Annotated in this window: 26 protein-coding genes, 2 tRNA genes and 2 pseudogenes; 14 read left to right on the top strand and 16 right to left on the bottom strand. The window is 71.3% G+C overall.

The window, feature by feature from the left end:
* Positions 1-8: 8 nt before the first annotated feature.
* The 4 genes from I4I82_RS13995 to I4I82_RS13980 all read left to right on the top strand — a co-directional run bounded on the left by I4I82_RS13995 (position 9) and on the right by I4I82_RS13980 (position 3052).
* Positions 9-707 carry a dienelactone hydrolase family protein gene (locus I4I82_RS13995; protein WP_218590201.1) on the top strand — a complete coding sequence of 233 codons (699 nt, stop codon included), beginning with the start codon at positions 9-11 and terminating at the stop codon, positions 705-707.
* 125 nt (positions 708-832) lie between these two features.
* Positions 833-2797, top strand: a complete 1965-nt coding sequence (locus I4I82_RS13990; protein WP_225920595.1) for an acetoacetate--CoA ligase — start codon at positions 833-835, stop codon at positions 2795-2797.
* Between the two features lie 44 nt (positions 2798-2841).
* A tRNA-Ser gene (locus I4I82_RS13985) sits at positions 2842-2931 on the top strand.
* Between the two features lie 45 nt (positions 2932-2976).
* Positions 2977-3052, top strand: a tRNA-Arg gene (locus I4I82_RS13980).
* 37 nt (positions 3053-3089) lie between these two features.
* Here I4I82_RS13980 and I4I82_RS13975 read toward each other — a convergent pair.
* The 9 genes from I4I82_RS13975 to I4I82_RS13935 all read right to left on the bottom strand — a co-directional run bounded on the left by I4I82_RS13975 (position 3090) and on the right by I4I82_RS13935 (position 11054).
* Positions 3090-3266: a hypothetical protein gene (locus I4I82_RS13975; RefSeq protein WP_218590203.1), complete on the bottom strand. Its 177-nt coding sequence runs from the start codon at positions 3264-3266 to the stop codon at positions 3090-3092.
* The gene (locus I4I82_RS13970; RefSeq protein ID WP_218590204.1) at positions 3263-4105 is read right to left on the bottom strand and encodes an oxygen-binding di-iron domain-containing protein; all 843 of its coding nucleotides are present in this window, start codon (positions 4103-4105) and stop codon (positions 3263-3265) included. The genes I4I82_RS13975 and I4I82_RS13970 overlap by 4 nt, the downstream gene beginning before the upstream one ends.
* A 56-nt stretch (positions 4106-4161) precedes the next feature.
* Positions 4162-5670, bottom strand: coding sequence for an AMP-binding protein (locus tag I4I82_RS13965; RefSeq protein WP_218590205.1), 1509 nt, complete (start codon positions 5668-5670; stop codon positions 4162-4164).
* An 11-nt stretch (positions 5671-5681) separates the two neighbouring features.
* On the bottom strand, positions 5682-6059 hold the full coding sequence (locus I4I82_RS13960; RefSeq protein ID WP_218590206.1) for a nuclear transport factor 2 family protein: 378 nt from the start codon (positions 6057-6059) through the stop codon (positions 5682-5684).
* Positions 6060-6072: 13 nt separating this feature from the next.
* Positions 6073-7287 carry an acyl-CoA dehydrogenase family protein gene (locus I4I82_RS13955; RefSeq protein WP_218590207.1) on the bottom strand — a complete coding sequence of 405 codons (1215 nt, stop codon included), beginning with the start codon at positions 7285-7287 and terminating at the stop codon, positions 6073-6075.
* Positions 7288-7373: 86 nt separating this feature from the next.
* Positions 7374-8213, bottom strand: coding sequence for a maleylpyruvate isomerase family mycothiol-dependent enzyme (locus I4I82_RS13950; protein ID WP_218590208.1), 840 nt, complete (start codon positions 8211-8213; stop codon positions 7374-7376).
* 24 nt (positions 8214-8237) lie between these two features.
* Complete coding sequence (locus I4I82_RS13945) at positions 8238-8672, bottom strand: nuclear transport factor 2 family protein (protein WP_218590209.1); 435 nt, start codon at positions 8670-8672, stop codon at positions 8238-8240.
* Positions 8669-9868: an acyl-CoA dehydrogenase family protein gene (locus I4I82_RS13940; protein WP_218590210.1), complete on the bottom strand. Its 1200-nt coding sequence runs from the start codon at positions 9866-9868 to the stop codon at positions 8669-8671. The genes I4I82_RS13945 and I4I82_RS13940 overlap by 4 nt, the downstream gene beginning before the upstream one ends.
* Before the next feature lie 496 nt (positions 9869-10364).
* On the bottom strand, positions 10365-11054 hold the full coding sequence (locus tag I4I82_RS13935; RefSeq protein ID WP_141282664.1) for a GntR family transcriptional regulator: 690 nt from the start codon (positions 11052-11054) through the stop codon (positions 10365-10367).
* 338 nt (positions 11055-11392) lie between these two features.
* Here I4I82_RS13935 and I4I82_RS13930 point away from each other — a divergent pair, with 338 nt between their 5' ends.
* Genes I4I82_RS13930 through rraA form a run of 8 tightly spaced genes read left to right on the top strand, consistent with a single transcriptional unit; the run spans position 11393 to position 17810 of the window.
* Positions 11393-11890, top strand: a complete 498-nt coding sequence (locus tag I4I82_RS13930) for a VOC family protein (RefSeq protein WP_218590211.1) — start codon at positions 11393-11395, stop codon at positions 11888-11890.
* 5 nt (positions 11891-11895) lie between these two features.
* On the top strand, positions 11896-12687 hold the full coding sequence (locus tag I4I82_RS13925; protein WP_218590212.1) for a citryl-CoA lyase: 792 nt from the start codon (positions 11896-11898) through the stop codon (positions 12685-12687).
* A complete protein-coding gene (locus I4I82_RS13920; RefSeq protein WP_218590213.1) occupies positions 12684-13352 on the top strand; it encodes an MBL fold metallo-hydrolase in 669 nt (222 codons plus the stop codon). Before I4I82_RS13925 ends, I4I82_RS13920 begins: the two co-directional genes overlap by 4 nt.
* Before the next feature lie 56 nt (positions 13353-13408).
* Complete coding sequence (locus I4I82_RS13915) at positions 13409-14599, top strand: CaiB/BaiF CoA transferase family protein (RefSeq protein ID WP_218590214.1); 1191 nt, start codon at positions 13409-13411, stop codon at positions 14597-14599.
* Entirely contained in the window at positions 14599-15612 is a 1014-nt protein-coding gene (locus I4I82_RS13910) for a 3,4-dihydroxy-2-butanone-4-phosphate synthase (protein ID WP_218590215.1), read from the top strand. The genes I4I82_RS13915 and I4I82_RS13910 overlap by 1 nt, the downstream gene beginning before the upstream one ends.
* Positions 15609-16532, top strand: coding sequence for a hydroxymethylglutaryl-CoA lyase (locus I4I82_RS13905; protein WP_218590216.1), 924 nt, complete (start codon positions 15609-15611; stop codon positions 16530-16532). The genes I4I82_RS13910 and I4I82_RS13905 overlap by 4 nt, the downstream gene beginning before the upstream one ends.
* A 33-nt stretch (positions 16533-16565) precedes the next feature.
* On the top strand, positions 16566-17252 hold the full coding sequence (locus tag I4I82_RS13900; protein WP_218590217.1) for a GntR family transcriptional regulator: 687 nt from the start codon (positions 16566-16568) through the stop codon (positions 17250-17252).
* Between the two features lie 15 nt (positions 17253-17267).
* Positions 17268-17810, top strand: a complete 543-nt coding sequence (rraA, locus tag I4I82_RS13895; RefSeq protein ID WP_372451386.1) for a ribonuclease E activity regulator RraA — start codon at positions 17268-17270, stop codon at positions 17808-17810.
* 137 nt (positions 17811-17947) lie between these two features.
* Here the strand turns inward: rraA and I4I82_RS13890 are convergent.
* Positions 17948-18387 (bottom strand): annotated as a pseudogene (locus I4I82_RS13890) (hypothetical protein).
* Between the two features lie 175 nt (positions 18388-18562).
* Here I4I82_RS13890 and I4I82_RS13885 point away from each other — a divergent pair.
* Positions 18563-19792: pseudogene (locus tag I4I82_RS13885) on the top strand (IS256 family transposase).
* A gap of 116 nt (positions 19793-19908) precedes the next feature.
* Here the strand turns inward: I4I82_RS13885 and I4I82_RS13880 are convergent.
* From I4I82_RS13880 to I4I82_RS13855, 6 genes are all read right to left on the bottom strand, one after another.
* Positions 19909-21165 carry an IS256 family transposase gene (locus I4I82_RS13880; protein ID WP_218595777.1) on the bottom strand — a complete coding sequence of 419 codons (1257 nt, stop codon included), beginning with the start codon at positions 21163-21165 and terminating at the stop codon, positions 19909-19911.
* A gap of 133 nt (positions 21166-21298) precedes the next feature.
* Positions 21299-21853: a universal stress protein gene (locus I4I82_RS13875; RefSeq protein ID WP_218590220.1), complete on the bottom strand. Its 555-nt coding sequence runs from the start codon at positions 21851-21853 to the stop codon at positions 21299-21301.
* Positions 21854-21899: 46 nt separating this feature from the next.
* On the bottom strand, positions 21900-23102 hold the full coding sequence (gene mftC / locus I4I82_RS13870; protein ID WP_218595776.1) for a mycofactocin radical SAM maturase: 1203 nt from the start codon (positions 23100-23102) through the stop codon (positions 21900-21902).
* 31 nt (positions 23103-23133) lie between these two features.
* Positions 23134-23451: a mycofactocin biosynthesis chaperone MftB gene (gene mftB, locus I4I82_RS13865; protein ID WP_218589979.1), complete on the bottom strand. Its 318-nt coding sequence runs from the start codon at positions 23449-23451 to the stop codon at positions 23134-23136.
* A gap of 4 nt (positions 23452-23455) precedes the next feature.
* Positions 23456-23548 carry a mycofactocin precursor MftA gene (mftA, locus tag I4I82_RS13860; RefSeq protein ID WP_218589980.1) on the bottom strand — a complete coding sequence of 31 codons (93 nt, stop codon included), beginning with the start codon at positions 23546-23548 and terminating at the stop codon, positions 23456-23458.
* A gap of 22 nt (positions 23549-23570) precedes the next feature.
* A complete protein-coding gene (locus I4I82_RS13855; protein WP_218589981.1) occupies positions 23571-24425 on the bottom strand; it encodes a mycofactocin-coupled SDR family oxidoreductase in 855 nt (284 codons plus the stop codon).
* Positions 24426-24789: 364 nt separating this feature from the next.
* Between I4I82_RS13855 and I4I82_RS13850 the strand changes: the two genes are divergently transcribed.
* Positions 24790-25236 carry a DUF4383 domain-containing protein gene (locus I4I82_RS13850; protein WP_218589982.1) on the top strand — a complete coding sequence of 149 codons (447 nt, stop codon included), beginning with the start codon at positions 24790-24792 and terminating at the stop codon, positions 25234-25236.
* The last annotated feature ends 249 nt before the right edge of the window (positions 25237-25485 follow it).

Raw genomic sequence — 25485 nt, 5'->3', positions numbered from 1 at the left:
CTGTGAGCATGACCGACATCCGCACGGAGACCGTACCCCTGGTCGACGGCAGCGAGTTGCGGCTCACCGTCGGAGAGCCGGTCAGCCCGGTCCGCGGGGGCATCGTCGTGCTGCACGAGGCGCGGGGCGTCACGGACACGGTTCGGGGGCTCGTCAGCGGCCTCGCTGCCGACGGGTGGCTCACCGTGGCCCCTCACCTGTACCACCGCGACGGCGCCGACGAGGTCGACGGCGACGACGGCCAGGTGCAGCAGCAGGTCGACCGCCTCGACGGCGAGCAGGTCATGGCCGACACCGACACCGCCTTCGGTTGGCTCGCCGAGCGCGACGTCGCGTCGGACCGGATGGGCGTCATCGGCTTCGACCTCGGCGGGTCCGTCGCCCTCCTGGTGGCGGCGCAGCGCACGCTCGGTGCGGCCGTCACCGTCGCGGGGGAGGGCATCGCCGACAACCCGTCGAGCGGGCTGCTGCCCCTCGTCGACGCCGCCCCGGGGCTCACCTGCCCGTGGCTGGGCATCTACGGCGAGAACACCGAGGGCGAGCGCGACCCGGAGATCGAGCAGCTGCGCGACGCCGCCGCGAAGTCCGAGCAGGCCACCGACCTCGTCGTCTACCCGCGCACCGGCTACCGCTTCGACTCCGACCCCGACGCGGCCGCCGACGCCTGGCAGCGCACGCTCAACTGGTTCGACTCGCACCTGCGCTGACGCCCCCGCGAGTCGGGCTCTCGTGGAGGGCGAGTCGCGGACGTCGTCGGGACCCACAGCCGTCGACGGTGATGTGTGCGCCACACCCTGGCGCGCGGCGGTCCGTGGTTGCGATGCTGGCGCCCATGTCCGAGACCCCCGCCGTCCTGTGGGCTCCTGATCCCGATCACGCCGGCCCGCTCGCGGCGTTCACCGCCTGGGTGCGCGAGCACCGCGGCGTCGACGCCGACGACTACGCCGCACTGCAGCGCTGGTCCACCGAGGACCTCGAGGGGTTCTGGTCGGCGGTCGCGGAGTTCATGAACGTTCGCTTCCGGACGGAGCCGACGGCGGTCCTGGGTTCGCGCGCGATGCCCGGCGCGGAGTGGTTCCCCGGCGCCACGCTCAACTACGCCGAGCACGCCCTGAGCGAGGGCCCCGGCCGCTCCGACGACGACGTGGCGCTGCTGTTCGCCCGCGAGGACGGCCTGGAGCGCACCGTCACCCACGCCGAGCTGCGCGAGGCCGTCGGCCGCGCCCGCGCCGGCCTGGTGCGCGCGGGCGTCGGCGTCGGCGACCGGGTCGTCGCGCTGGCCCCGAACTCCACCGAGACGCTCGTGGCGTTCCTGGCCGCGGCGAGCCTCGGCGCGATTTGGTCGTCGTGCTCCCCGGACTTCGGAGCGCGCGCCGTGCACGACCGCTTCGCACAGATCGAGCCGACCGTGCTCGTCGCCGTCGACGGCTACGTCTACGGCGGCAGGCGCTACGACATCCGCCCGACCGTGACGGCCCTGCAGGCGCAGCTGCCGACGCTGCGCCAGACCGTCCTCGTGCCCTACCTCGACGAGGCCGCGACCCTCGACGGCACCACGCCGTGGGCGGAGTTCACCGCCGAGCAGGGGCCGCTGGAGTTCGAGCCCGTGCCGTTCGACCACCCGCTCTGGGTGCTCTACTCCTCGGGCACCACGGGCCTGCCCAAGGGCATCGTGCACGGGCACGGCGGCATCGTGGTCGAGCACGTGAAGGCGCTCGGGCTGCAGATGGAGCTCGGGCCGGGCGAGCGGTTCTTCTGGTTCACCACCACCGGCTGGATGATGTGGAACCTGCTCATCGGCGGGCTGCTCGTCGGCTCCACCGTGGTGCTCTACGACGGCAACCCCGGCCACCCCGACCTCGGCACGCTCTGGAAGCTCGCCGAGCGGCACCGCGTCACCTACTTCGGGGTGTCGGCGCCCTACATCCAGGCCTCGCTCAAGGCCGGCCTGCGCCCGCGCGACCAGTTCGACCTCTCCTCGCTGCGCGCCATCGGTTCCACCGGCGCCCCGCTGTCGGAGGACGGCTTCCGCTGGATCGGCGACGCCGTCGGCGAGCACGTGCAGATCTGCTCGGTCTCCGGCGGCACCGACGTGTGCGCGGCGTTCGTCGGCTCCGCGCCGAACGTGCCCGTGTGGATGGGCGAGATCTCCTGCGCGGCGCTCGGCGCGAACGTCGTGGCCTTCGACGAGAAGGGCGAGGAGCTCGTCGACGAGGTGGGGGAGCTGGTCATCACCGACCCGACTCCCTCCATGCCGGTGATGTTCTGGAACGACCCCGACGGCTCGCGCCTGCGCGAGGCCTACTTCGAGGACTTTCCCGGCGCCTGGCGCCACGGCGACTGGGTGCGCGTCACCCCGCGCGGCTCCTACGTCATCTACGGGCGCAGCGACTCCACGCTCAACCGCGGCGGCGTCCGCATGGGCACGGCCGACTTCTACGCCGTCGTGGAGGCGTTCGAGTCCGTCGCCGATGCCCTCGTGATCGACACCACCGAGCTCGGCGCCCGCGACGAGGGCGCGCTGCTGTGCTTCCTGGTGCTCGCGCCGGGGGCCGAGCTGGCCGACGTCGAGCCCGACCTCCGCAAGGCCCTGCGCACCGAGCTCTCGCCGCGGCACGTGCCCGACCGGTTCGTCGTCGTCGACGCGATCCCGCGCACGCTCAACGGCAAGAAGTGCGAGGTGCCGGTCAAGAAGATCCTCGCCGGCGTGGCCCCGGACAAGGCCGTGAGCAGGGGCGCGCTGCAGAACCCGGACGCCCTCGCCCCCTTCCTCGCCCTCGCGCCCGGGGGGTCGTGAAGCGGCCCGGGAGGGTCTAGTAAGGTTGTGCAGGTACGGCTTCGGGAGGCTTCGCCTAGTCTGGTCTATGGCGCCGCACTGCTAATGCGGTTTGGGGTAACCCCCCATCCCGGGTTCAAATCCCGGAGCCTCCGCTCCGACGTGGCCTGTTAGGCTGCCGAGGTACAACTGAAGATCATGCGCCCGTAGCTCAACGGATAGAGCATCTGACTACGGATCAGAAGGTTAGGGGTTCGAATCCCTTCGGGCGCACCACCGTCACACTAGCCCTGACCAGCACAAACGGTCAGGGCTAGATCTTTTCTCGGGCCAGCTGGTTGATCTTTGGCCACAGTCCTGGCCACGAACCACTGACCGTCGTGCCGTGCGGCCGGCCGTCCACCATGACCGTGACCACCGACACCGGTGTGCAGACGCCCGCCATGACCTCCCGGAAGGTGTCGGTCAGCGCCGCGGTCGCCGCGGTCACTCCCCGCCCATCGCGGCGACCATCATGTCGAGGACGGTCTGGTCGGGGCAGGGCGGCGGCTCGGAGCCCGCGAGCCGGCCCATCATCTCGAACGCCTGTGCCACGCGCGGCCCGTCGATCACCGGACTGTGCCCGGAGATGATCGTGGACATGCCGTGGGCCTGCACCTTCTTGACGCACGCCGCGTAGCGGGTGGCGTCGACCATGCTCAGCCACGGTGACAGCGCGTGGATGCCGAACATGACCATGCCGCCCCACCAGGCCTCGGGGTCGAGGTCCGCGACGGTGTCGATCGGGGTGACACCGGGCCCGCCGGGCACCGGTGAGGCGAACGCGTCGGCCGCCCAGTAGACGCCGGTCGAGGTGTCGAGCAGGCCGCGGGTGGCGGGGGAGTCGTAGACCGGGGGCCGCAGCGCCACGAGGGTGCGGTCGCCGGCGTCGAGCGACTCGCCGTCGTTGAGCCAGCGGCAACGCCGCAGCGGGAACTCGTAGGCGTTGGAGAAGCGCTCGACGAGCGTCCAGCTGCAGACCAGCGTGGCGTTGGGGCAGGCGTCCATCACTTGGCTGAGGTTGCCGGTGTGGTCGGAGTCGTCGTGGGTCAGGAAGACCCAGCGCACGTCCTCGGGCTCCACCAGGCCGAACACGTCCTGCAGCCACTGGTCGCGGTTCCGCGCGCTGCCCGTGTCGACGATGACCGGCTCGGCACCCTGGATCACCGCCGAGTTGAGGTACACCGACAGCGGTGCCCCGAGGGCGTGCTGGACGTCCTGGATCAGGAAAGTGCCCGGCGCGACCTTCTTCGGCGGCAGGTGCAGGGTGGGAATGTCGAGGAGGGACATGGTCGTCTCGCTTCTGCGTCAGGACTGCTCGGAACGTGCAGGTGGGACGTGCCGGATCAGGTGCGGGCCGATTCCTCCAGGTCGGACTCCGCGGCGGTGCGCTCGGTCGGGAGCTGCTTCTTCGCGATCTTCTGCGTCTCGGTGAGCGGCCAGGACTCGACGAACTCGAGGTAGCGGGGCCGCTTGTACGGCGGCAGCCGCTCCGCGCACCAGCCCCGGAGCTCGTCCGCGCCGACCTGCTCACCGGGGCGCACCATGACGAAGGCCTTGACGTCCTCCTCGGTGAGTGGCGAGGGCACGCCGATCACCGCGCTGGACGACACCGCGGGGTGGGCGTCGAGGACGACCTCGACGTCGGCGGGGGAGAGGTTCTCCCCGCGGCGGCGGATCAGCTCCTTGACCCGGCCCGCGAAGTAGTGGTTGCCGGCCTCGTCGAGGCGGGCGAGGTCGCCGGTGCGGAGCCAGCCGTCGCGGAGCACGGCCGCCGACTCCTCCGGCATCCCGAAGTACCCGGGCGTGGTGGCCGGGTTGCGTAGCAGCAGCTCGCCGACCTCACCGGTGGCCACGTCGTCGCCGGTGGCCGGGTCGACGACGCGGGAGCTGTTGATCCGCCCCAGTCGTGGGTGCTGGCGCGGGCGGCCCATCGAGCCGTACGCGATCGGCTCGTCCACCGGTGATATCAGCCCGTAGGGCGACTCGGACAGCGCGTAGCCGATCACCAGCCGGAAGCCGAACCGCTTCTCGATCTCCTCGTGCCGTTCCCGGTGCGGGGCCGGTGCGGAGTAGCAGTAGCGGAGCTTGTGCTCGCGCTCGATCGGCGACGGGTCGCGGGCCATGAGGATCTCGACCATGGCGCCGATCGCGTTGAACACCGTGGCGCCGGTGTCGCGCACGGTCTCCCAGAACGTGCTCGCCGAGAAGTGCGGCAGCAGGACGAGCCGGACACCGCAGCCCCAGGACCCGAGCGTCGAGTACGCCTGGGCGTTCAGGTGCGACAGCGGCAGCGTCGTGAGCAGCACGTCGCCCGGGGTGAGACCGAGCCAGTACGGGTAGCCCTCGGCGGCCATCGTGTACATGCCGTGGGTCTCGATGATGAACTTCGGGCGGCCGGTGCTGCCCGAGCTCTGGATGTAGGACGCGGGATCGTCCGGTGTGCGGGCCACGGGCTCGGCAGGCAGGCTCCGCAGCAGGCCGGCGACCTCGACGCGGCTCACCGTGGACGGCACGGGCGTGTCCACGGGGGCGATGACGATCCTCGCCCCCGTCTCCTCCACCACGGCGGCGAGCTCCGACTGCGCCGCCTTCGGGTTGACGGCCACGCTGACCGCGCCTGCCAGCACGACGCCCAGCCAGGCGCGGATGAAGTCGAGCCCGTTGGGCAGCACGATCACCACGTGGTCGCCGGGTGACACCCCGAGGGCCTGCAGCCCGCCCACGCACCGCAGCGCGTCGGTGTGCATCTCCGCTCGGGTCGTCTCCCCGTCGGGAGTGCGGCACCACGGCTCGTCGGGCCAGCGGGCCGCGCCCTGGGCGAGGAACTCGGAGAAGGTCAGGATGTCGTTCACGGGCGGGCTCCTCAGGCGAAGACGGGCGAGGTATCGACGGTGATCCGCTGCTCGCGGCACAGCCCGTCCTCGCCGAACACGAAGAAGCAGCCTCCGCGCACGGCCACCTCCTTGCCGTCCTTGCGCGTGTAGATCACGTCGCACTCGAACGCGACGAGGTCGTCCTCCACCTGCCAGGCCGTGCGGAGCACGTGCCGGATGCCGTCGACGCTTCCGAGCAGCCCGGTCAGCGCCTCCCGGATCGCGTCGCGGCCCTCGAGCGGGTCGGCGTTGGCGAAGACCATGCGGGCGTCCTCGGCGAACATCGCCATGTACGCCTCGGTGTCCATCGCGTCGATGGCCCGGTAGTAGTCGCGGAGCCAGGCCTGGTTCTTCTCGGTTGCGAGCATGGGGAACTCCGTCTCAGAGCAGGGGTGAGTTGGGGGCCAGGCCGGCCAGCGCACGGCCGTGGAACTCCAGGCCGGTGGTGGGCGACATGATCGCGTGCACCTTCAGGGCGGCCGCGTCGCGCGCGAGCCGCTGCATCGGCGAGCTCTTGTGGATCGCCGACGCACCGGACGCCGCGCGCAGGATCTCCACGGCCTCGGAGTACAGCTCGGTGGCGTAGGCGACCTGTCCCCAGAGCTGGGAGTGCTCGCCCTCGGCGTACGGGGTGTCGTCCGCGGCGTGCCGGTCGACGATGTCGGCCACCTCGAACGTCAGGGCGTCGGCGGCCCGGATCCGCAGCGCGGCCTCGGCGGCCTGGTGGTGGCGGATCGGTGCCTGGCTCTGGTCGCCGTAGGTCGTGTAGGTGATCGGCCGGCCGGCCCCGATCTTCCCCAGGAAGAAGTCGAGCGCCGCGCGGGCGACGCCGGGGAAGCCGAGCGAGCCGGTCGTGAGGATCGTCGAGATGATCGGCGTGCGGTAGAGCGGGGTCGCGGCGTTGCGCTCGGTGCGGAACCGACCCTGCTGGGCGTCGCCGAAGTGCATCATGCGGTCGCCGGGCACGGGGATGTTCTCGCCCGTCACCGTGTTGCTCCCGGTGCCGCACAGGCCGCTGACCTGCCAGTCGTCGACGATCGTCATGCCCTCGTACGGGGTGAGGAACATGCCGAAGCCGGGTGCGTCGGACTCCGGGTCGATCACCGCGCTGCGGATCGCGTACGTCGCGTGCGCGCAGCCGGTGTTGAACGGCCAGCGCCCGGACAGCCGGTAGCCGCCGTCGCCGTCGGAGATCGCGATGGTGCCGCCGAGGGGGAACGACACCGTGATCCGCACGTTCGGGTCGGCGAAGACCTCGTCCTGCACGTGGTCGGGCATCAGCGAGGTGAACAGCGTGCCGTCACTCCACAGCCCGGCCACCCACGCCGTGGACGAGCAGCCCTTGCCGAGCTCGCGGTACACCTCGACCTTGGTGCGGGTGTCGGCCTCGTAGCCGCCGTAGCGGCGGGGCAGGGTGAGCCGGAGCAGGCCTGCTTCCTCGAGTGCCCGGACGTTCTCCTCGGGCAGCTTCCCCTCCTGCTCGCAGCGCTCGGCGTTGCGGCGCAGGAGTGGAACGAGTGCGGCCGCGCGCGCGACGAGCTCCTCGCGGCTGGGCACATCCGTCGAAGTCCGGCTGTCGATCGTGGTCGTCGTCACGGGAGGTACTCCTCGTCCGGGCACGGCGGCCCGGCCCGGGCCCCGCACGCGGCTGGGCCCGAGCACATGGCCGCTGGGGGATGGGGTCAGATGGTGAAGAAGAGCCTGCGGAAGGTGTCGATGGCGCCCTGGTCGCCGGTGGCGGAACCGCCCTGCAGGCGCTGGTAGACGTCCAGGCAGAACTCGTTGCAGGGGAAGGAGAACGTGGCGTCGGCCTGCTCCGGGGCGCCGGGGGCGAAGGTGAGCGCGCCGTCCTTGACCTGCACGGTCCAGTGCTCGTCACCGGAGGTGTTGATGTGCACGTCGATGGTGAGGTCCACGCCCTCGGCGAGCTCCGGGGCGAAGCAGATCTGCAGGAGCCCGAACATGAACGGCACCAGGGTGTCGGCGGCTTCGGAGTCGACGAAGGCCTCCTTGCCCAGCGCCTTGCGCAGGTCCCAGTTGTGGACGGAGTAGTCCATCAGCTGGAACGCGGCCATCATGAACGCCGGCACCGGGCCGACCCACTTGTGCGGCACCAGCCGGCCGGCCCACTCCTCCTCGGTGAGCCGGTCGAAGTAGGAGAACATCAGCTCGGCGCACGCGTCGAGGCGGCCGAGGACCTCCCAGCGGTAGACGCTGCGGTACTCCCGCGCACTCTCGCCCAGCGCCTCGCCGTAGGCCCGCATGCCGCGCGGCTCCTCGGTCGGGAAGCCGTGCTCACCCTGCTTGAAGTAGCCGAGGTAGCCGTAGGCGGCGTCGAGCAGGTGCCCGGCCATGTCCCGGACCTCCCACATGTCGCAGGGGGTCTGGGCGTGCCACTCCTCCTCGCTGGCGGCCACCATCATGTCGAAGGACTTCTGGTACTCCTGCCGGATCAGCCGGATGAGCGTGTCCTTGCCGGCGAACTGCGTCACGTCGATGCGGGTCGGGAGGGTGGACGTCATGGTGGACTCCTTCGGTGTGTCGGGTCAGCAGGTGGGAACGTCGATCTGGCGCAGCCAGTCGTCGCGGTCGTACAGCGTCTTCACCGAGGTGACCGCGCCGTCGCGGGTGTGGATCACCACGACGCCGGGCAGCGAGAAGCGCTGGCCCGCGCCCCGGTGCACGCGCCCGCGCCAGCCGAGCTCACCGGTGAACGCCCCGGTGAACACGACCTCGGCGAGCACCGCCCCGTTCGCCGCGGCGGCCGGGGTCGACACGAGCCCCATGGCGAGGCCGGCGAACGTCTCGGTGGTGGTGCGCAGGAAGTGCGCTACCGCGGCGTCGGGCGACCGGGCAGGCTCCGTGCGGAACAGCGAGTGCACCTCGACGTCGTCGGCGAACACCTCGCGCAGGGCGGCGACGTCCCCGGCCTCGTGGGCGTCGTACCACCGGGTGAACACGGTGAGGGCGTCGGCGCTCACAGCATCGGGGTGTTCGGCGAGAGCCCGCACAGTGAGCGCCCGTAGATCTCGATGCCGGTGGTCGGCATCATCACCGCGTGCGTCGCGAGCGCCTGGGCGTCGCGCGAGACGAGCTGGATGGGTTGGCTCTCGTGGATGCCGCTGGCCCCGCTGGCCTGGCGCAGCATCTCGATCGCCTCGCCGTAGAGCCGCGTGGAGTAGGAGACCATGCCCCAGATCTCGGGGATCTCACCCGCCTCGTAGGGCTCGCCGCTCTGCGCGTGCCGGCTGACGATGTCGGCGGCCCCGGACATCAGGTGGTCGCCGGACCGGATCTTCATCGACGCCTCCGCCACGTGGTGGTGCGTGATCGGGGCCTCGCTGCGCTGCCCGTAGCCGGTGTAGGCGATCGGGCCGCGGGTGGGCAGGCGCTCCAGGAACAGCTCCATCGCCGCCTTCGCCAGGCCGGGGAACGTGGCACCGCCGCTGGTGAGCACGTACGGGACCGCGGGGATCCGGAAGATCGGCCGGTCCTTGTTCTGCTCGCTGCGCCCGTGGCCCAGCTTGAACTCCTCGAGACGCAGCATGCGCTCCTCGGGGACGAAGACGTTCTCCCCGACGACGCTGTTGCTGCCGGTGCCGCGCAGCCCGCTGACGTGCCAGTCGTCCAGGATCGTCAGCTCGGCGTAGGGCATGAGGAACAGGCAGACCTCGGGCTTGCCCGCCTCGAGTTCGACCACGGCGGGCTCGGCGACCCAGGTGCCGTCCAGGCAGCCCGTGTTGAACGGCCACTTGCCGTTGACGCGGAACCCGGTGCCGTCGCGCTCGGCACGGGCGGTCGGCACCAGCGTGGCGGTGCAGTGGACGTTCGGGTCGCTGAAGATCTCCCGCTGCACCTCGTCGGGGAAGTGCGACACGATGAAGTCGGCGTCGGAGTAGAGGGTGGCCACCCACGCGGTGGAGCCGCACCCGCGGGCCAGCTCCCCGAACATGGCGATCTTCGAGTGGCTGTCGATCTCGGATCCGCCGTACTCCACGGCGCGGGTGGCCCGGAGGATTCCCGACGTCTCGAGGGCTCGCAGGTTCTCCGCGGGGAGCCGGCGCTCGGCGTGGGCCTGCGCGGCGTTGGCCCGCAGCATGGGTACCAGGTCCGCCGCGCGCTGCACGAGCTCGGTGCCGGTCGGGATGGTGGTCGGCCGGTCGGCCACGTCAGTCATGTCCCACTCCTTCGTGGACGCGCCGGGTCGGGTTGCCCCGGTTCGGGCGCAGCGGTACTCACCCGGGCACCGGCCCGGGGGTGTCTATCGATCGAGGAGGCGCGGCGATGTCGGGAGGATGTGCATCCGAGATCGAGCGCCCGCCGGGCGGTCGGGGCTCCGGCTGTGTCCGGAGCCACAACTGCTCACGTGGCTTTGTATACGACCGGACGGTAGCGGCGCTGCTCAGGATGCGTCAAGGGTGTCGTCGGAATCGCCGCAGTCCATCGTTCGCCAGTGCGCAACATGGGGTCGATCGCTGCTGCAATCACCCTTGTGAGCAGCACGAACGTACGTCGAGCGATCTGATTACCGCACGCTGGACGGCGAGATCGCCGTGGGTGGGTGTGCAGTCCTTGGCACTGGAGGGGTGCATCGAGATGTGTACGAACCGCCGTGCACGACGGTTCGTGGGCGCAGGCAGCCCGACAGGAGTTGTGTACGATCTGCCGCCGCGTCAGGCGCTGGCGCGGCCCGGGTCGCCCACGTCGGACGTGCGCTGCTCCTGCTCCATCTGTCGCAGCGACCGGCGCCCGGCCCGCAGGTGGGCCCGCATGACGCCCTCGGCCCACTCACCGTCGCCCTCTTCCAGGGCCTCGAGGATCTCGCGGTGGAAGGCGAAGGCACGCTCGAGGTCGTGGTGCGTGTGGTGGTGGAACGCCTCGCGGACGAACGGGGTGGCCAGCAGCGTCGGGATGATCGCGATGAGCTGGCGGTTCTGCGAGGCCTGGTTGAGCGTGACGTGGAAGTCGATGCACAGGCCGCCGATGCGTTGCAGCTCCGGCTCGGCCGCCCCTGGCAGGAGCAGCTCCATCTCGGTGCACATGGCGCGCAGACCGTCGAAGTCGACGTTCTCGCGGGCCTGGGCGGCCCGGCGTACGCCGTAGCCCTCGAGCAGCACGCGGAGGTCGTAGATGTCGTCGAGGTCCCGAGCCGTCCATCCGACGACGACGGCCCCCCGGTTGCGCAGGATCTGCACGAGACCCTCCGCCTGCAGCCGGTGCAGCGCCTCGCGTACGGGAGTGCGGCTCACTCCCGCCGCGGCGGCGACATCCTCCTCGCGCAGCCAGCTCCCGGGGGGGTACTCGCCACTCGCGATGCCGCGCTGCAGCACCTCGTACGCGACCGCCCGGGCCGACCTCGCCATCTCCGACCTCCCCTAGCCGATGCTCCAGGCATCATCCCATCACGAGGATCCGGGGTGGCGACACCTCAATTGGATACAAGTGATGATCTCCCCTGACACTCCTGGCGTCCAAGACCACGGCTTCGTATGCCAGCTGAGCTGGAATTATCGTCGAATCCGAGTGATCGAGGGCGATTTGTAGCCGCCCAGTGCTTGTGCCCTCAATCGAAGCTCGCATACAATCAGCACCGTCGCTGGGACGGCCGTCGCCGTTCCCGAGCTGCCCTCGAGCCCGCTCCGGCCCCTGTGACCGTCCGGGGCCCGGCCCACCCGCTCCGCCGCACATGCAGGAGGACACGATGACCGCCATCAACTTCGCCGGCCTGAACCACCTCGCGCTGGTCACCGACGACATGGACAAGACGGTGCGGTTCTACCGCGACGTGCTGGGCATGCCGCTGGTCGGCACGACCGGCAACCGCGATGAGAACTACCCGCACCGCCACTACTTCCTGAGCATCGGCCGCGGCGCCTCGATCGCGTTCTTCGAGTGGAAGGACGTCGAGCTGCCCGACCGCAAGGACTCCGGAGTCCCCGCCTCGGGCATCCAGTTCGACCACGTGTCGATCAGCGTCGACTCCGATGAGGACCTGGAGAACCTGCGCAAGCGCCTGACCGACTCCGGCGCCGACGTCAGCGAGGTCGTCGACCACGGCCTGCTCCGGTCGGTCTACGCCACCGACCCCAACGGCATCTCCATCGAGTTCTCGGTGCCCGCCCGCGACCTGGACGCCGACCCGTGGTTCGACGACGCCGACCCCGTTCCCGCCGTGCGGGAGACGTCGTCGGCCGGTTGAGCCCGATGACGACCTTCGACACCGACATGCCTCCGATGACCACGTCGATCGGGCGCTCCACGGCCGACGACATCTGGGTGCAGGGCTACGACCTCGCCGGCGAGCTGATGGGCGAGGTCGACTTCGGCAGCGTCTTCTACCTGCTCATCACCGGCCGGCTGCCCACGGCGGGCGAGGCGCGGATCTTCAACGCCGTGCTCGTGGCGCTCGCCGACCACGGCCTCACACCCACCGCGCTGGCCGCACGGCTCACCTACACGGGCGCGCCGGATGCGATCCAGGGCGCGATCGCGGCCGGCGTGCTCGGCGCGGGGTCGGTGTTCCTCGGGGTGTTCGAGGACGCGGGCCGCGTGCTCACCGCCGCGGGCCCGACCCCGGACACGGGCGAGGAGGAACTCGAGAGGATGGCGGCGGAGATCATCGAGGACCATCGCGGCCGGGGGGCCCGGATCCCGGGCCTCGGGCACCCCTTCCACAAGGGCGGCGACCCCCGCACCGCGCGCCTGCTGGCACTGGCCCGCGAGCACGACCTGCTCGGGCCGCACACGCGGCTGATGCTGCGCGTGCAGGAGCGGGCCACGTCGCCGTCGGGCAGGCAGCTGGCGCTCAACGCCGGCGGGGCCTGCGGCGCACTCCTCTCCGACCTCGCGATCGACACCGCGGTACTGCGCGGCGTCGCGGTCGTGTCGCGCGCCGCGGGCGTGGTCGGACACCTCGCGGAGGAGGCGCGCGCCCCGATGGGCCGCACGCTGTGGCACATGGCGGAGCGTGCGGCGACCTACGAGGCCCGGCGGTGACGGCGGGCCCCGCCTACTCCGGCGACGTGACGGTCGGAGGGCCGCCCGCCCGCCGCGAGCTCCGCGGCCTCCGCGTCACCAAGGTGGCCGTGGGGGACTACGACAACAACGCCTACCTGCTGGAGTGCACGGCCACGGGCGAGCGGCTCCTGATCGACGCCGCGGCGGAGCCCGACACGCTGCTCGACCTCATCGGGCCGGCCGGGTTGGGCCGGGTCCTCACCACCCACTTCCACTTCGACCACTGGGGCGCCCTCGCCGAGGTGGTGGAGCGGACGGGGGCCACGACGCTGGCGCATCCCGCCGACACCGTCGGCATCCCCGTGCCGACCGACACGCCCGTCCGCGGCGGCGACGAGGTGCGCGTCGGCGAGGTCCTGCTGCGGGCCGTGCACCTGGTCGGTCACACCCTCGGGTCGCTGGTGCTCGTCTACAGCGAGCCCGGCGGGGCACACCACGTCTGGACCGGCGACGCGCTGTTCCCGGGCGGCGTCGGCAAGACCCACGGCGAGCCCGCCCTGTTCACCGCCCTGCTGGACGGCGTCGAGGCGGGCCTGTTCGACGTGCTCGGCGACGACACGTGGGTCTATCCCGGCCACGGGCGCGACACCACGCTCGGGACCGAGCGGCCGCACCTGCCCGAGTGGCGGGAGCGGGGGTGGTGAGCGAGCGATCGACGCAGCAGCCGTCCGCAGCGCCGACCTCGGGCAGCGAGGGAGCGATGCGCGGGCCGCTGGACGGGGTGCGGGTGTTGGAGGCCGGCACGCTCATCGCCGGCCCGTTCTGCGGGCAGCTGCTCGGAGACTTCGGTGCCGAGGTGATCAAGATCGAGGATCCGGTGCGCGGGGACCCGATGCGGCAGTGGCGCACCGACGACCGTGGTCGGTCGCTGTGGTGGCCGGTGATCGCGCGCAACAAGCGGTCGATCACCTGCAACCTGCGCGACGCCGACGGCCAGGCTCTCGTGCGCGAGCTCGTGGCGCGCTCCGACGTGCTCGTGGAGAACTTCCGGCCGGGCACGCTGGAGCGCTGGGGCCTCGGCTTCGACGAGCTGCAGCGGATCAACCCGAGGCTGGTGCTCGTGCGCGTCACGGGCTACGGGCAGTCCGGGCCCTACGCCCACCGCGCGGGCTTCGGCTCCGTCGGCGAGGCGATGGGCGGGCTGCGCTACGTCACCGGAGAGCCGGACCGGCCGCCGAGCCGGGCGGGCATCTCCATTGGCGACTCGCTGGCCGGCACGTTCGCCGCGCTCGGCGCGGTCATGGCGCTGTTCGCGCGGCAGACGACGGGACGCGGCCAGGTGGTCGACTCGGCGATCTACGAGGCCGTCCTCGCCATGATGGAGTGCCTGCTGCCCGAGTGGGAGGTCGGCGGGATCCGCCGGGAGCGGACCGGGGCCGTCCTCCCCGGGATCGCGCCGAGCAACATCTATCCGAGCGCCGAGGGCGCCGACGTGCTCATCGCGGCGAACCGCGACACCGTGTTCGAGCGACTCTGCGAGGCCATGGGCCGGCCGGAGCTGGCCACCGACCCGCGCTTCGCCGACCACGGCGCCCGGGGTGAACACGCCGCCGAGCTCGACGCGATCGTCGCCGGCTGGTCGGCCGGCCTGCCCACCGACGACCTGCTGCGCCGCCTGCACGACGGCGGCGTGCCGGCCGGCGTTGCGTACACGGCGGAGGACGTGCTGGCCGACGAGCACGTGGCCGCGCGGGATGCGGTCGTGCGGCTCGTGCATCGGCAGCTGGGCGAGTTCCCCGTGCAGAACGTCGTCCCCAAGCTGTCGGACACGCCGGGGCGGGTGTCGCGGCTGGGGCCGGAGCTGGGCGAGGACAACGACGAGGTGTTCGGACGCCTGCTCGGCATCGGTGCCGAGGAGCTCGGCAGGCTGCGCAGCAGAGGGGTCGTGTGATGGTCGAGGAACACGGGATCGGCACGGCGCTCGTCGACCTCGCGGCCGGCCGACCGGTCGTGCTCGTGGACGACCGCGGCGAGGGCACGCTGGTCTTCGCGGCCGCCGCGGCGACGCCCGCGCTGCTCGCGTTCACGGTGCGGCACACGTCGGGGTGCGTCTGCGTGGCGCTGCAGGGCGGAGCGTGCGAGCGGCTCGGCCTGCCTCCCATGCACGGGGCCGACCGCCAGGAGCGGGGTCGCACCCACACCGTGACGGTCGATGCCCGCACCGGGATCAGCACGGGCATCTCCGCCCGCGACCGCGCCCGCACGCTGCAACTGCTCGCCGACCCGGCTGCCGTGGCGGGTGACCTGGTCCGGCCGGGTCACGTGTTGCCGCTGCGTGCCGCGGAGGGAGGGGTGCTCGGCCGCGCCGAGCCCGCCGAGGCGGCCGTCGACCTGGTGCGGCTCGCCGGGCAGCAGCCCGCGGCGGCGCTGTGCGAGATCGTCTCCGTGCGGCGGCCGGGCGCGATGGCGCGGGCCCGAGAGCTCGCGGCGTTCGCGTTGGTCCACGGGCTGGCGCTGGTCTCGGTGGGCGACGTCGTCGCCCACCGCCGATGGGGCGAGCGGCACGTCGTGCGAGCGACCGAGTCACTTCTGCCGACGATGCACGGCACGTTCCGCGCGATCGGCTACTCCTGCACGCTCGACGGCAGCGAGCACATCGCGCTGGTGCTCGGGGAGGTCGGAGCCGGCCGCGCGGTGCGCGTCGAGCTCCACGCAGAGTGCCGGCTCGGTGACGTCTTCGGCTCCCGGCTGTGCGGCTGCCGAGATCGGCTGGAGGCGGCGTTGGCCGCCGTGGCCGCCGACGGCAGTGGCGTGGTCGTGTACGTGGGCGGTGCCTCGGGGCGGGAGATCCGATGTGGAGCCGTCCCGGACGGCACTGCCGAACTCGTCACCGCGCAGATCCTCGGCGATCTCGGGGTGCCCGCGGCGCCGGTGGACGACCGGCACGCCGCGGTGTCCGGATGAGCGCACCGGACACCGCCGTGGAGATCATCGAGGTGGGACCGCGGGACGGGCTGCAGAACCAGGACGCCCTGCTGACCACCGCTGCCAAGATCGAGCTGGTCGAGCGGTCGATCGCCGCAGGCCTGCGCCGCATCGAGGCTGTCTCGTTCGTCCATCCCGGGAGGGTCCCGCAGATGGCGGACGCGGAAGCCGTGATGGCCGGCGTCCCACGCGTCGACGGGGTCCGCTACGCCGGGCTCGTGCTCAACCGCCGCGGTGCCGAGCGGGCCGTCGCCGCCGGGGTGGACGAGCTGAACGCCGTCGTTGTCGCCAGTGACACCTTCGGCGGGCGCAACCAGGGCGTCACGTCGGAGGAGAGCGTGGCGGTGTGGCGGGAGATCGCCGGGGTCGCGCACTCGGCGGGGATGCCGGCGACCGTGACCGTGGCGGTGGCCTTCGGGTGCCCGTTCGAGGGCGAGGTGCCCGCCGCTCGCGTCGGCGAGGTCGTCCGGCGCGTCGCGGGGGAGGGGCCGGCCGAGATCGCGCTGGCCGACACGGTCGGGGTGGGTGTGCCGACGCAGGTCGCCGAGCTCGCCGAGCAGTCGGCCGCGAACGCGCCGGGCACACCGCTGCGCTTCCATTTCCACAACACGCGCAACACCGGGTACGCGAACGCCGTCGCCGCGGTACAGGTCGGCGTCCGCCTCCTCGATGCGAGCCTCGGCGGGATCGGCGGTTGCCCGTTCGCACCGGCCGCCACCGGCAACATCGCCACCGAGGACCTCGTGTACCTCCTCGAGAGGATGGGCGTCGGCACCGGGGTGGACCTCGCGGCGGCTGCACTGGCCGGGACGTGGGTGTGCGGCCTCCTCGGGATCGACCCGCCTGCGCTGCTCGGACGCGCCGGTGGGTTCCCGTCCGCGAGCGCCGATGCGCGATGATATTGCCGGGTCGGACGGCGCGAGGAGGACTACATGCCGCGGGCGGCGGAGGCGGCCTATCAGGTCATCCAGGGCGCGATCGCCACGGGCGAGTACGCGCCGGGCAGCTGGCTGCGGGAAGAGGATATCGCCGACCGCGCCGGCGTCAGCCGCACGCCGGTGCGGGAGGCACTGCGCAGGCTGGGCATCGAGGGCCTCGTGGAGATCGTGCCGAACCGCGGAGCGCTCGTCCTCGGGTGGACGACGCGCGACCTCGACGACATCCACGACCTGCGCGCGATGTTGGAGGGCTACGCCGTCCGCCGCGTGGCCGAGGGCGGCCACGCGGACCTGCCGGCGCTGGCCGCACTCTGCACAGAGATGGAACGGCTCCTCGAGATCGACGGCGAATCGACCTTCCCGCGCATCGGCGAGCTCAGTTCCGAGTTCCACACAGCGCTCTACGTGGCCTCCGCGAACCGACAGCTCCTGGCCGTGATGCCGGCCCTGATCGAGATCCCGCTCGCCCGGGAGGGCTACCACCAGCGCACCCGCGAGATGATCGAGCGGGGCATGACCCAGCACCGTGAGATCCTCGACGCCATCGCCGCCCGCGACGGAGACTGGGCCGAATCGGTCATGCGGGCCCATATCCGCTCCGGCCGTGCCTCGCTGCGCCGTCGGGGTCGATGGGCCGAGGAGCTGACCGACGGGGAGCCGGCCGAGGGCGCCGGCGCCTGATGACAAAGGAGACCCGTGATCGAGTCCCTCGACACCGCCCTGCCCCGCACCGCCGACCTCTGCGACGAGCACGATGACGACCTCGGGTCATGTGATCTGCAGTTCCGCCAGTTCGGTGGACGCTCGCACTTCCGCGGGCCCGCCACCACCGTGCTCTGCCACGAGGACAACGCGCTGATCAGGGCGGTGCTGGCCGAGCCGGGCGAGGGACGCGTGCTCGTCGTCGATGGCGGGGGCTCGCTGCACCGGGCCCTGATCGGCGACGTGGTCGCCGGTCTCGCCCTCCGCAACGGGTGGTCGGGCATCATCGTCCACGGTGCCGTGCGGGACGCCGCCGGGCTACGGACGACGGACATCGGGATCAAGGCGGTCGGCACCAGCCCGCGGCGGTGCACCGCCACCGGCGCCGGCCGGCGTGACGTCCCCGTCACCTTCGGTGGAGCCACCTTCACCCCGGGCGCCGACGTCGTGAGCGACGACGACGGGGTCGTCGTGGTCGGGAGCGTGGCGCCGAGCGGTCGCGTCCGGGCATCGGGCTCGGTGTTGCCGGAGAGCTGATGGGTGGAGCTTGATCCACGAACCTGGCCTGGGCTGCGTCTCGCCGGGGCGGTGCGACCCGCCTGCAGGGTGGTGAGCAGGAGGCTCGGGAAGGCGCAACTGCGGTCCGGAGACGCGGTACGGATGACCTCCCGTGATCAGCGGCGGCCGGCGGCCAGGATGACGAGGAACTGGCCGCCGCCCGCCTCGATCTCGGCGGTCATCGGCAACCCCGGTACCAGTCGGGAGAACCGGTCCACCAACCAGTCCGCCGCCGCTCGGGCGTCCTGCTCGGTCGGACATCGGGCACCATCTCGCGTCCGCCCTTGCGCTCCAGCCTCCCGGCGACGGTGATCAGTGGTGCGGGATCGACGACGTACAGGTGGTCCGGCCAGGCGATGACCACCTTGACCGCGCCCTTGCGGGTGTTGCACCCGCGGTGCGCGAGCCGCTCGGGGATCTTGGCCTTCCGGTCGGCGGTCCGGCTATCGACGCTGGGTCCTCGCGGGTCGTTCACCGACATGTCGGGGTCGACCGGTTCGTCGCACACCCAGCACGACCAGCCGTCGCGCTCGACCACGTCATCGAGGAGACTCATTGCGGCAAATTAGCCCGCCTGGCCGCCGCCCCCGAGTGCGGTGTCGTCCTGGGTCACGTCCCCGCTGGTGGTGTAAGTCCCGGGGCTTGTCCGGCGTGCCTGAGCGCGTAGGAGGGGCCATCGCGTGAGTCTCTGCAGGAATCCGACCCAGGAATCCGTAGAGAGGCACAGCGCGATGGCCCTGGACCAGTCTGCCCTGCTCGAAGTCCTCGAGGCACTCAAGGCCGCCGATGTCGGTGATCGTGTCCGCACCGCCGCGGAGACGATCTACCAGGCGTTGATCGAGGCGAGCTCACCGGCGTGATCGGCGCCGGTCTGCACGAGCGTTCGGCGGAACGCACCCATCAGCGCAAGGGACATCGCACCCGGATTCTGTCGACCACGGCCGGGGACCTGGAGCTCAAGATCCCCAAGCTGCGCACCGGTTCGTTCTTCCCGTCGCTGCTCGAACGCCGCCGGCGGGTCGATCAGGCGTTGTTCGCGGTGGTGATGGAGGCCTACCTGCACGGAGTGTCGACCCGCAAGGTCGACGACCTGGTTAAAGTCCTCGGGGTGGACACCGGGGATCTCCAAGTCCGAGATATCGCGGATCTGCGCGGATCTCGACATCGAGGTCGGCGCATTCCGCGACCGCAGCCTGGCCGAGCAGCAGTTCCCCTATGTCTTCTTGGATGCCACCTACTGCAAGGCGCGGGTCAACCACCGGGTCGTCTCGCAGGCGGTGGTGATCGCCACCGGGGTCCGCGCCGACGGATGGCGTGAGGTCCTCGGGTTCGCCGTCGGTGACTCGGAGGACGGGGCGTTCTGGACGGCGTTCCTGCGCTCGCTCAAGGCCCGCGGCCTGGGCGGGGTGCAGCTGGTCATCTCCGATGCCCACACCGGCCTCAAGCAGGCCATCTCCGCCGTGCTCATCGGGGCGGCGTGGCAAAGGTGCAGGGTGCATTTCCTGCGCAACGTCCTGGCCCAGGTCCCCAAGGGCTCCGCGGAGATGGTGGCCGCGGCGATCCGCACGATCTTCGCCCAGCCCGACGCCACACATGTCCGTGAGCAGCTCGGGGTGATCGCCGGGATGCTCGGACGACAGTCACCGAAGGTGGAGACGATGCTGCGCGACGCCGCCGAGGACCTGCTCGCGTTCACCGGCTTTCCGGCGGCGCACTGGAAGAGGATCTGGTCGACTAATCCGCTCGAGCGGCTCAACAAGGAAGTGAAGCGGCGCACCGACGTGGTCGGGGTGTTCCCCAACCCCGAGGCGTTGTTGCGCCTGGCCGGCGCGGTCCTGGTCGAGGCCCACGACGAGTGGAAGGCCACCGACCGCCGCTACCTCGGCGAGACCACCATGGCGCTGCTCACCGCCCCCGCGGCGCCGGACGGGCTGGCGACCCCGGAACTGATGACGGCATGATCTGAGCCGCAGAGCCTCACCCGGTCCGAGTTACACCACTCCCGGGGACGTGACCGTAGGGGGGTCAAGTCCGCTGGCGTGGTGTGTGACGACTACCGCGTGCTCTTCTAGTTCTGTCAGGCGCTGAGCGCCGGGATGGTGTCGGTGGAGGTCACCTCCTCGGTGTCGGTCGTGTGGTCGGGGACGGCGGTGATGCGGGCGCGGGCGAGGACGTCGAGGCCGAGGTAGCGGCGGCCTTCGGCCCATTCGTCGTGCTGCTCGGCTAGGACCGCGCCGACGAGGCGGATCAGCGAGTCGCGGTCGGGGAAGATCCCGACCACGTCGGTGCGTCGTCGGATCTCCCGGTTGAGCCGCTCGCTCGGGTTGTTCGACCAGATCTGGCGCCAAAGCTCCTTCGGGAAGCTCGTGAAGGCCAGGACGTCTGCTCGAGCGGTGTCGAGGTGCTCGGCGACCTTGGGCAGCTTCTCGGCGACGGCGTCGAGGACCCGGTCGAACTGGGCGTGCACCGACGCGGCGTCGGGCTGGTCGTAGACCGAGTGCAGCAGAGCGCGCACCCACGGCCAGCTGCTCTTCGGGGTGGCAGCCATCAGGTTCGCCGCGTAGTGGGTGCGGCAGCGCTGCCAGGTTGCCCCGGGCAAGGTGGCGCCGATCGCGGCGACCAGGCCGGCGTGGGCGTCGGAGGTGACCAGCCGGACCCCGGATAGGCCGCGGGCGGTCAGATCCCGGAAGAACCCCAGCCAGCCCGCGCCGTCCTCGGCCGAGGTGACCTGCAGGCCGAGGATCTCCCGATGCCCGTCGGCGTTGACCCCGGTGGCGAGCAGGGCGTGGACGTTGACCACCCGCCCGCCCTCGCGCACCTTCAACACCAGGGCGTCGGCGGCGACGAACGTGTACGGGCCCTGGTCGAGTGGGCGGGAACGGAAATCGGCGACCTGCGCGTCGAGATCTTGGGCCATGACCGAGACCTGTGACTTCGACAGCCGGGTGATGCCCAACGACTCGACGAGCTTCTCCATCCGCCGGGTCGAGACGCCGAGCAGGTAGCAGGTGGCGACCACTGTGGTCAGTGCCCGCTCCGCACGGCGGCGCCGCTCCAATAGCCAATCTGGGAAGTAGGAGCCGTTGCGCAGCTTGGGGATCGCCACGTCGATGGTGCCGGCACGGGTGTCGAAGTCGCGGTGGCGGTAGCCGTTGCGGGTGTTCGTCCGCTGCTCGGAACGCTCACCCCAGGAGGCGCCGCATACCGAGTCGGCATCGGCGGACATGAGGGTGTTGATGAACGTGGTCAACATCTGACGGAGCAGGTCAGGACTCGCCTGGGACAGCTGCTCGTGCAGGAACTCGGTGGGGTCGATAATCGAGGGTGCGGTCATCGCGTGTCGTCCTTCGAGAAGCACTGTGAGAGGTCTTCAAGAAGATCACGCGATGGCCGCCCTACACCTCGACGCCTCGCCCGTCACCGGGCCGGTCGCACACCACCCTGGTGGACGCCACTTTGTAGGGGGTTCACATCGGTTCGGGTACGAGGACGACCGGGCAGGTCGCGTGCTGCACGCAGTACTGAGCCGTCGACCCGAGGAAGGCCCCGCCGATCGCGGAACGGCGACGATTGCCCAGGACGAGGAGGCCGGCATCACTGCTGTGATCGAGCAGGACCTTGGCGGCGTCGCCCTCCTGCAGGTGCGTGCGCACCGCCGAGAGGTCGGCTCCTTCCGAGCGGATCGTTTCCGTCGCCTCGCCGAGGATGTGGCGCGCCGCCTGCTCGGCGTCGCCCGGGTCGGGCGGCGGGATGGGCGCCGCGCCGAACGCGACGGGGGTCTGCCAGGCCGTGATCACCCGCAGCTCCCCTGCGGTGCGCGCCGCGTACGCGATCGCCCAGTCCAGCGCCCGGCGGGACTCCGGTGAGGCGTCGACGCCGACGACGACAGGCCGGGGTCCATCGGGCCTGCCCGCGCCGGCCCGGGGGGTTCCGCCGGGCCGAAGGCGGTCGACGGAGTCGTGCGGACCGTCGAGTGCGATGGGGGCCGTGCCCGATCCGGGTAGGTGATCCCGAGGCTGCATGCGATCTCCAGGTGGTGGGGTCGGCTGTGGTGCGGTCGGGTGAGGGTCATGGCCGCGGCGGGTCGGGATAAGCGGCGAGCGGGTTCTCGTCGCAGGCCCGCGCCGGGGGGCGGGGCGACAGGGTGAGCATCACCGGGGCCTTCGGGGGGCGGGTGTTCCGCGGTGCCGAGCGGGAGTGGTCGACGTCGGACTTCGGGATCTCGACCCCGTCGCGCGCCGCGAGGGCCTGCTCGCCGAACCCGCGGACGCATTCGGGGTCGGGCCCGTCGAGGGGGAGGCCGGTGAAGAACTTGGCCGCCATGCACCCGCCCTGGCACGAGTCGTAGTGCATGCAGGAGGCGCAGGCGCCGCCGGTCTGCGGCTGGCGCAGCTCGGTGAACAGCTCGGAGTTCTCCCAGATCTCCTGGAAGCCGCCGGGCGAGCGCAGGTTGCCGGCGAGGAAGTTCTCGTGGATCGCGAACGGGCAGGCGTAGACGTCGCCGACCGGGTCGATCAGGCAGACCACGCGCCCGGCGCCGCACAGGTTGAGCCCGGGCAGGGCCTCGCCGAACGCGGAGAGGTGGAAGAACGAGTCGCCGGTGAGCACCGAGTCGCCCTTGGCCACGAGCCAGTCGTACATCTGCTTCTGCTGCGAGGGCAGCGGGTGCAACTCGTCCCACACGTCGGCGCCGCGGCCCGACGGGCGCAGCCGCGTGATGCGGAGCTGGGCGTTGTACTTGTCGGCGATCGACTTGAACTCGTCGAGCTGGTCGACGTTCTGGCGCGTCATGACCACGGAGATCTTCGGCTGGCCGAACCCGGCCTCGGCGAGGTTCTCCAGCGCGCGGATCGCGGTGTCGTACGAGCCGGGGCCGCGGACGTGGTCGTTGACCTCGGCGGTGGCGCCGTCGAGCGAGATCTGCACGTCGACGTAGTCGGTGCGGGCGAGCTGCTGCGACCGCTGCTTGTCGAGCTTGATCCCGTTGGTCGAGAACTTGACGCCGACGTTGTGGTCGATCGAGTAGTCGAGCAGCTCCCAGAAGTCGGGACGGACCGTGGGCTCGCCGCCACCGATGTTGATGTAGAAGACCTGCATCTTCTGCAGCTCGTCGATGACGCCCTTGGCCTCGGCGGTGGTCAGCTCGCGGGGGTCGCGGCGGCCCGAGGACGACAGGCAGTGCACGCAGGCGAGGTTGCAGGCGTAGGTGAGCTCCCAGGTCAGGCAGATCGGGGAGTTCAGGCCGTACTGGAAGTGGTCGACCAGCTTCACAGGAGCTCCGCTCTTCGAGGGTTGTGGACCCTCAGGTGGTGGGGCGGGGTTCGATCGTGCCGCTGGCGGCCAGGCCGGCGAGCGCACGGAGGTAGGCGGGACGCTGCGACTCCTCGACGCCCGCTGCCTCGATGGCGGCGTGCACGTCGGGGTGCTGCTCCAGGCCGCGGACGACCTCGACGAGCGGCAGCGTCTTCAGGAACGACAGCTTGCGCGTCCCGAAGTGGTAGACGAGCGCACCGAAGGGCTCGGGGCGCAGCGCCACGCTCGGGCTGCAGCGGAACGGCTGCGAGGGGTCGAACGCCGGGTCCGCGGCCTGCGCGGACCCGGCGTCGGATGCAGCCGCCACGGTGCTAGTAGACACCGCACATGCCGTCGATCGAGACCTCTTCGACGAGGGTCTCCTCGACCACGGGCTCGACGTCCGGGTGGTCCTGCTCGTTCATGTCGTCCTCCTCGGTGGTGGGGTCAGCGGACCGGGGCCGGGTTCATCCCGGGTAGCACCATGTGCCCGGCGTCGACCGGGATGACCGTGCCGGTGACCGATCGCGCCAGGTCGGAGTTGAGGAACACCGCGACGTCGGCGACGTCCTCCGGTGGCAGCGCGCCGGCTCCGCGCAGGGCGTGGAAGCCGTAGGCGCCCTCGTTGCGCTCCTCGCGGGTGGCGCCCTCGTGCCCGCCGACCATGTCGTAGGCGCGTTGGTTGTCCGTCATCGGCGTGTCGATGAAGCCGGGGCTGACCGCGTTCGCCCGTACCCCGTGCGGGGCGCCCTCCAGCGCCACGTTCCGCATCAGGCCGATCAGCCCGTGCTTGGCCGAGACGTAGTGCGCGTACTCGTTGGCCGGTTCGAGCCCGTTGATCGACGAGGTGATCACGATCGACCCGCTACCGCGCTCGACCATGTGTGGGATCGTCGCGCGCACGGAGCGGAACACCCCGCTCAGGTTGATGTCGATCATGTCCGACCAGGTCTGCTCGTCGAGCTCGAGCAGCGGGCGCAAGCTCCAGATCCCGGCGTTGGCGACCAGTGCGTCGATCCTGCCGAACTCGGCGACGGCGCGTTCGGCGGCGGTATCCATGTCCTGCTGCGAACGGACGTCCCCGGTGACTGCGACGGCGCGGCGACCCTCCTTCTCCACCTGCGCGACGGTCTCGTCCATGTCCTCGGCGGTCGCCGTGCGGTAGGCCGTCCCGGCAACGGGCTCGGTGATGTCGACCAGCACGACGTCGGCGCCCTCCTGGGCCGAGCGCATTGCGTGTGCACGGCCCTGGCCACGCGCCCCTCCCGTGATCAGAACGACCCGGTCCTGCAACAGTCCCATCAGCGTGTCCTCCCTGTGTCCTCCCTGTGTCCTCCCTGTGTCCGTCCCGGTCGTTCCGGAGCGGTCCCGAGCGGGTGACCGGAGGAATCGGGGCCAAACACCTCGACGGCCCGCCTGGCCGTTTCGTCAGCCGGCCGTCAGGTTCGGACGGCAGCCCGGGAAACCATCGGAGGACGCCCGTACGGCCGTGTCGGTCTGGTCGCCACGGGACCGGAGGGTGGCCGGCACACCTGTGGCGACTCGAGGGGACGTGACGGGCGAGTCCGCTGCTTGCGCGGACGTCACGATCGGAGAACGGCCGATTGCGCGGGCCGACACCGGGAATCCCGGCCCTCGACCGGTTCCCGATCCCGAGGAGACGACGATGACCACCCCCCGCTCCACGACCACCGGCGCCCGTACGCCGGTCCAGCTGGCCGCGCTGATCGTCGGTGTGGTGTTCCTGCTGGTCGGCGTGCTCGGATTCATTCCGGGCGTCACCACGAACTACGGGTCGCTCGGCTTCGCCGGGCACATGTCCGAGGCCCTCCTTCTCGGCCTGTTCCAGGTCTCGGTGCTGCACAACATCGTCCACCTGCTGTTCGGGGTGGCCGGCGTCGCGCTGGCGCGCACCCCGGGTAGCGCGCGGACCTACTTGATCGGCGGCGGTGTCGTGTACGCCGTCCTGTGGATCTACGGTCTGGTGATCGACCACGACGGACCGGCGAACTTCGTGCCCGTCAACGACGCCGACAACTGGCTGCATCTCGTGCTTGCCGTAGGCATGATCGGGCTCGGTGTCGCGCTGGGGCGTCGGCCCGTCCGCACCTGAGCCCGGACCACCCGGTGCTGGCACCGGCAGCCCGAGGTGCCCGGTCGGGGATGCAGTCCGGCCGGGCACCTCTCCCGGAGATGGCGCCGACTGCGGCTTCGAGGCCGTCGGTTGCCAGGCCCATGATCCCTTCGGCGAAGAGCATCCCGAGCTGGTGCTGGACTCCTTCGTGCACGGCGTCCGCAGCACCGGCGGGATCGGGATCGTCGGTGTCTCCGTCTCTCGCGGCCCCGGCGCGACCACTGATCT

Source organism: Pseudonocardia oceani, assembly GCF_019263585.2.
Classification (GTDB): Bacteria; Actinomycetota; Actinomycetes; order Mycobacteriales; family Pseudonocardiaceae; genus Pseudonocardia; species Pseudonocardia oceani.
The sequence above is the reverse complement of the archived record's forward strand: the minus strand, read 5'-3'. Positions and strand labels throughout refer to the sequence as shown.

Coding starts and splice junctions, on each gene's coding strand:
- I4I82_RS13995 (WP_218590201.1), top strand. CDS start 9: ATGACCGACATCCGCACGGAGACCGTACCCCTGGTCGACGGCAGCGAG.
- I4I82_RS13950 (WP_218590208.1), bottom strand. CDS start 8,213: ATGACGTCCACCCTCCCGACCCGCATCGACGTGACGCAGTTCGCCGGC.
- I4I82_RS13905 (WP_218590216.1), top strand. CDS start 15,609: ATGAGCGCACCGGACACCGCCGTGGAGATCATCGAGGTGGGACCGCGG.
- I4I82_RS13970 (WP_218590204.1), bottom strand. CDS start 4,105: ATGTCCCTCCTCGACATTCCCACCCTGCACCTGCCGCCGAAGAAGGTC.
- I4I82_RS13930 (WP_218590211.1), top strand. CDS start 11,393: ATGACCGCCATCAACTTCGCCGGCCTGAACCACCTCGCGCTGGTCACC.
- I4I82_RS13850 (WP_218589982.1), top strand. CDS start 24,790: ATGACCACCCCCCGCTCCACGACCACCGGCGCCCGTACGCCGGTCCAG.
- I4I82_RS13915 (WP_218590214.1), top strand. CDS start 13,409: ATGCGCGGGCCGCTGGACGGGGTGCGGGTGTTGGAGGCCGGCACGCTC.
- I4I82_RS13875 (WP_218590220.1), bottom strand. CDS start 21,853: ATGCAGCCTCGGGATCACCTACCCGGATCGGGCACGGCCCCCATCGCA.
- I4I82_RS13960 (WP_218590206.1), bottom strand. CDS start 6,059: ATGCTCGCAACCGAGAAGAACCAGGCCTGGCTCCGCGACTACTACCGG.
- I4I82_RS13900 (WP_218590217.1), top strand. CDS start 16,566: ATGCCGCGGGCGGCGGAGGCGGCCTATCAGGTCATCCAGGGCGCGATC.
- I4I82_RS13935 (WP_141282664.1), bottom strand. CDS start 11,054: ATGGCGAGGTCGGCCCGGGCGGTCGCGTACGAGGTGCTGCAGCGCGGC.
- I4I82_RS13855 (WP_218589981.1), bottom strand. CDS start 24,425: ATGGGACTGTTGCAGGACCGGGTCGTTCTGATCACGGGAGGGGCGCGT.
- I4I82_RS13880 (WP_218595777.1), bottom strand. CDS start 21,165: ATGACCGCACCCTCGATTATCGACCCCACCGAGTTCCTGCACGAGCAG.
- I4I82_RS13910 (WP_218590215.1), top strand. CDS start 14,599: ATGGTCGAGGAACACGGGATCGGCACGGCGCTCGTCGACCTCGCGGCC.
- I4I82_RS13990 (WP_225920595.1), top strand. CDS start 833: ATGTCCGAGACCCCCGCCGTCCTGTGGGCTCCTGATCCCGATCACGCC.
- I4I82_RS13925 (WP_218590212.1), top strand. CDS start 11,896: ATGACGACCTTCGACACCGACATGCCTCCGATGACCACGTCGATCGGG.
- I4I82_RS13940 (WP_218590210.1), bottom strand. CDS start 9,868: ATGACTGACGTGGCCGACCGGCCGACCACCATCCCGACCGGCACCGAG.
- mftA (WP_218589980.1), bottom strand. CDS start 23,548: ATGAACGAGCAGGACCACCCGGACGTCGAGCCCGTGGTCGAGGAGACC.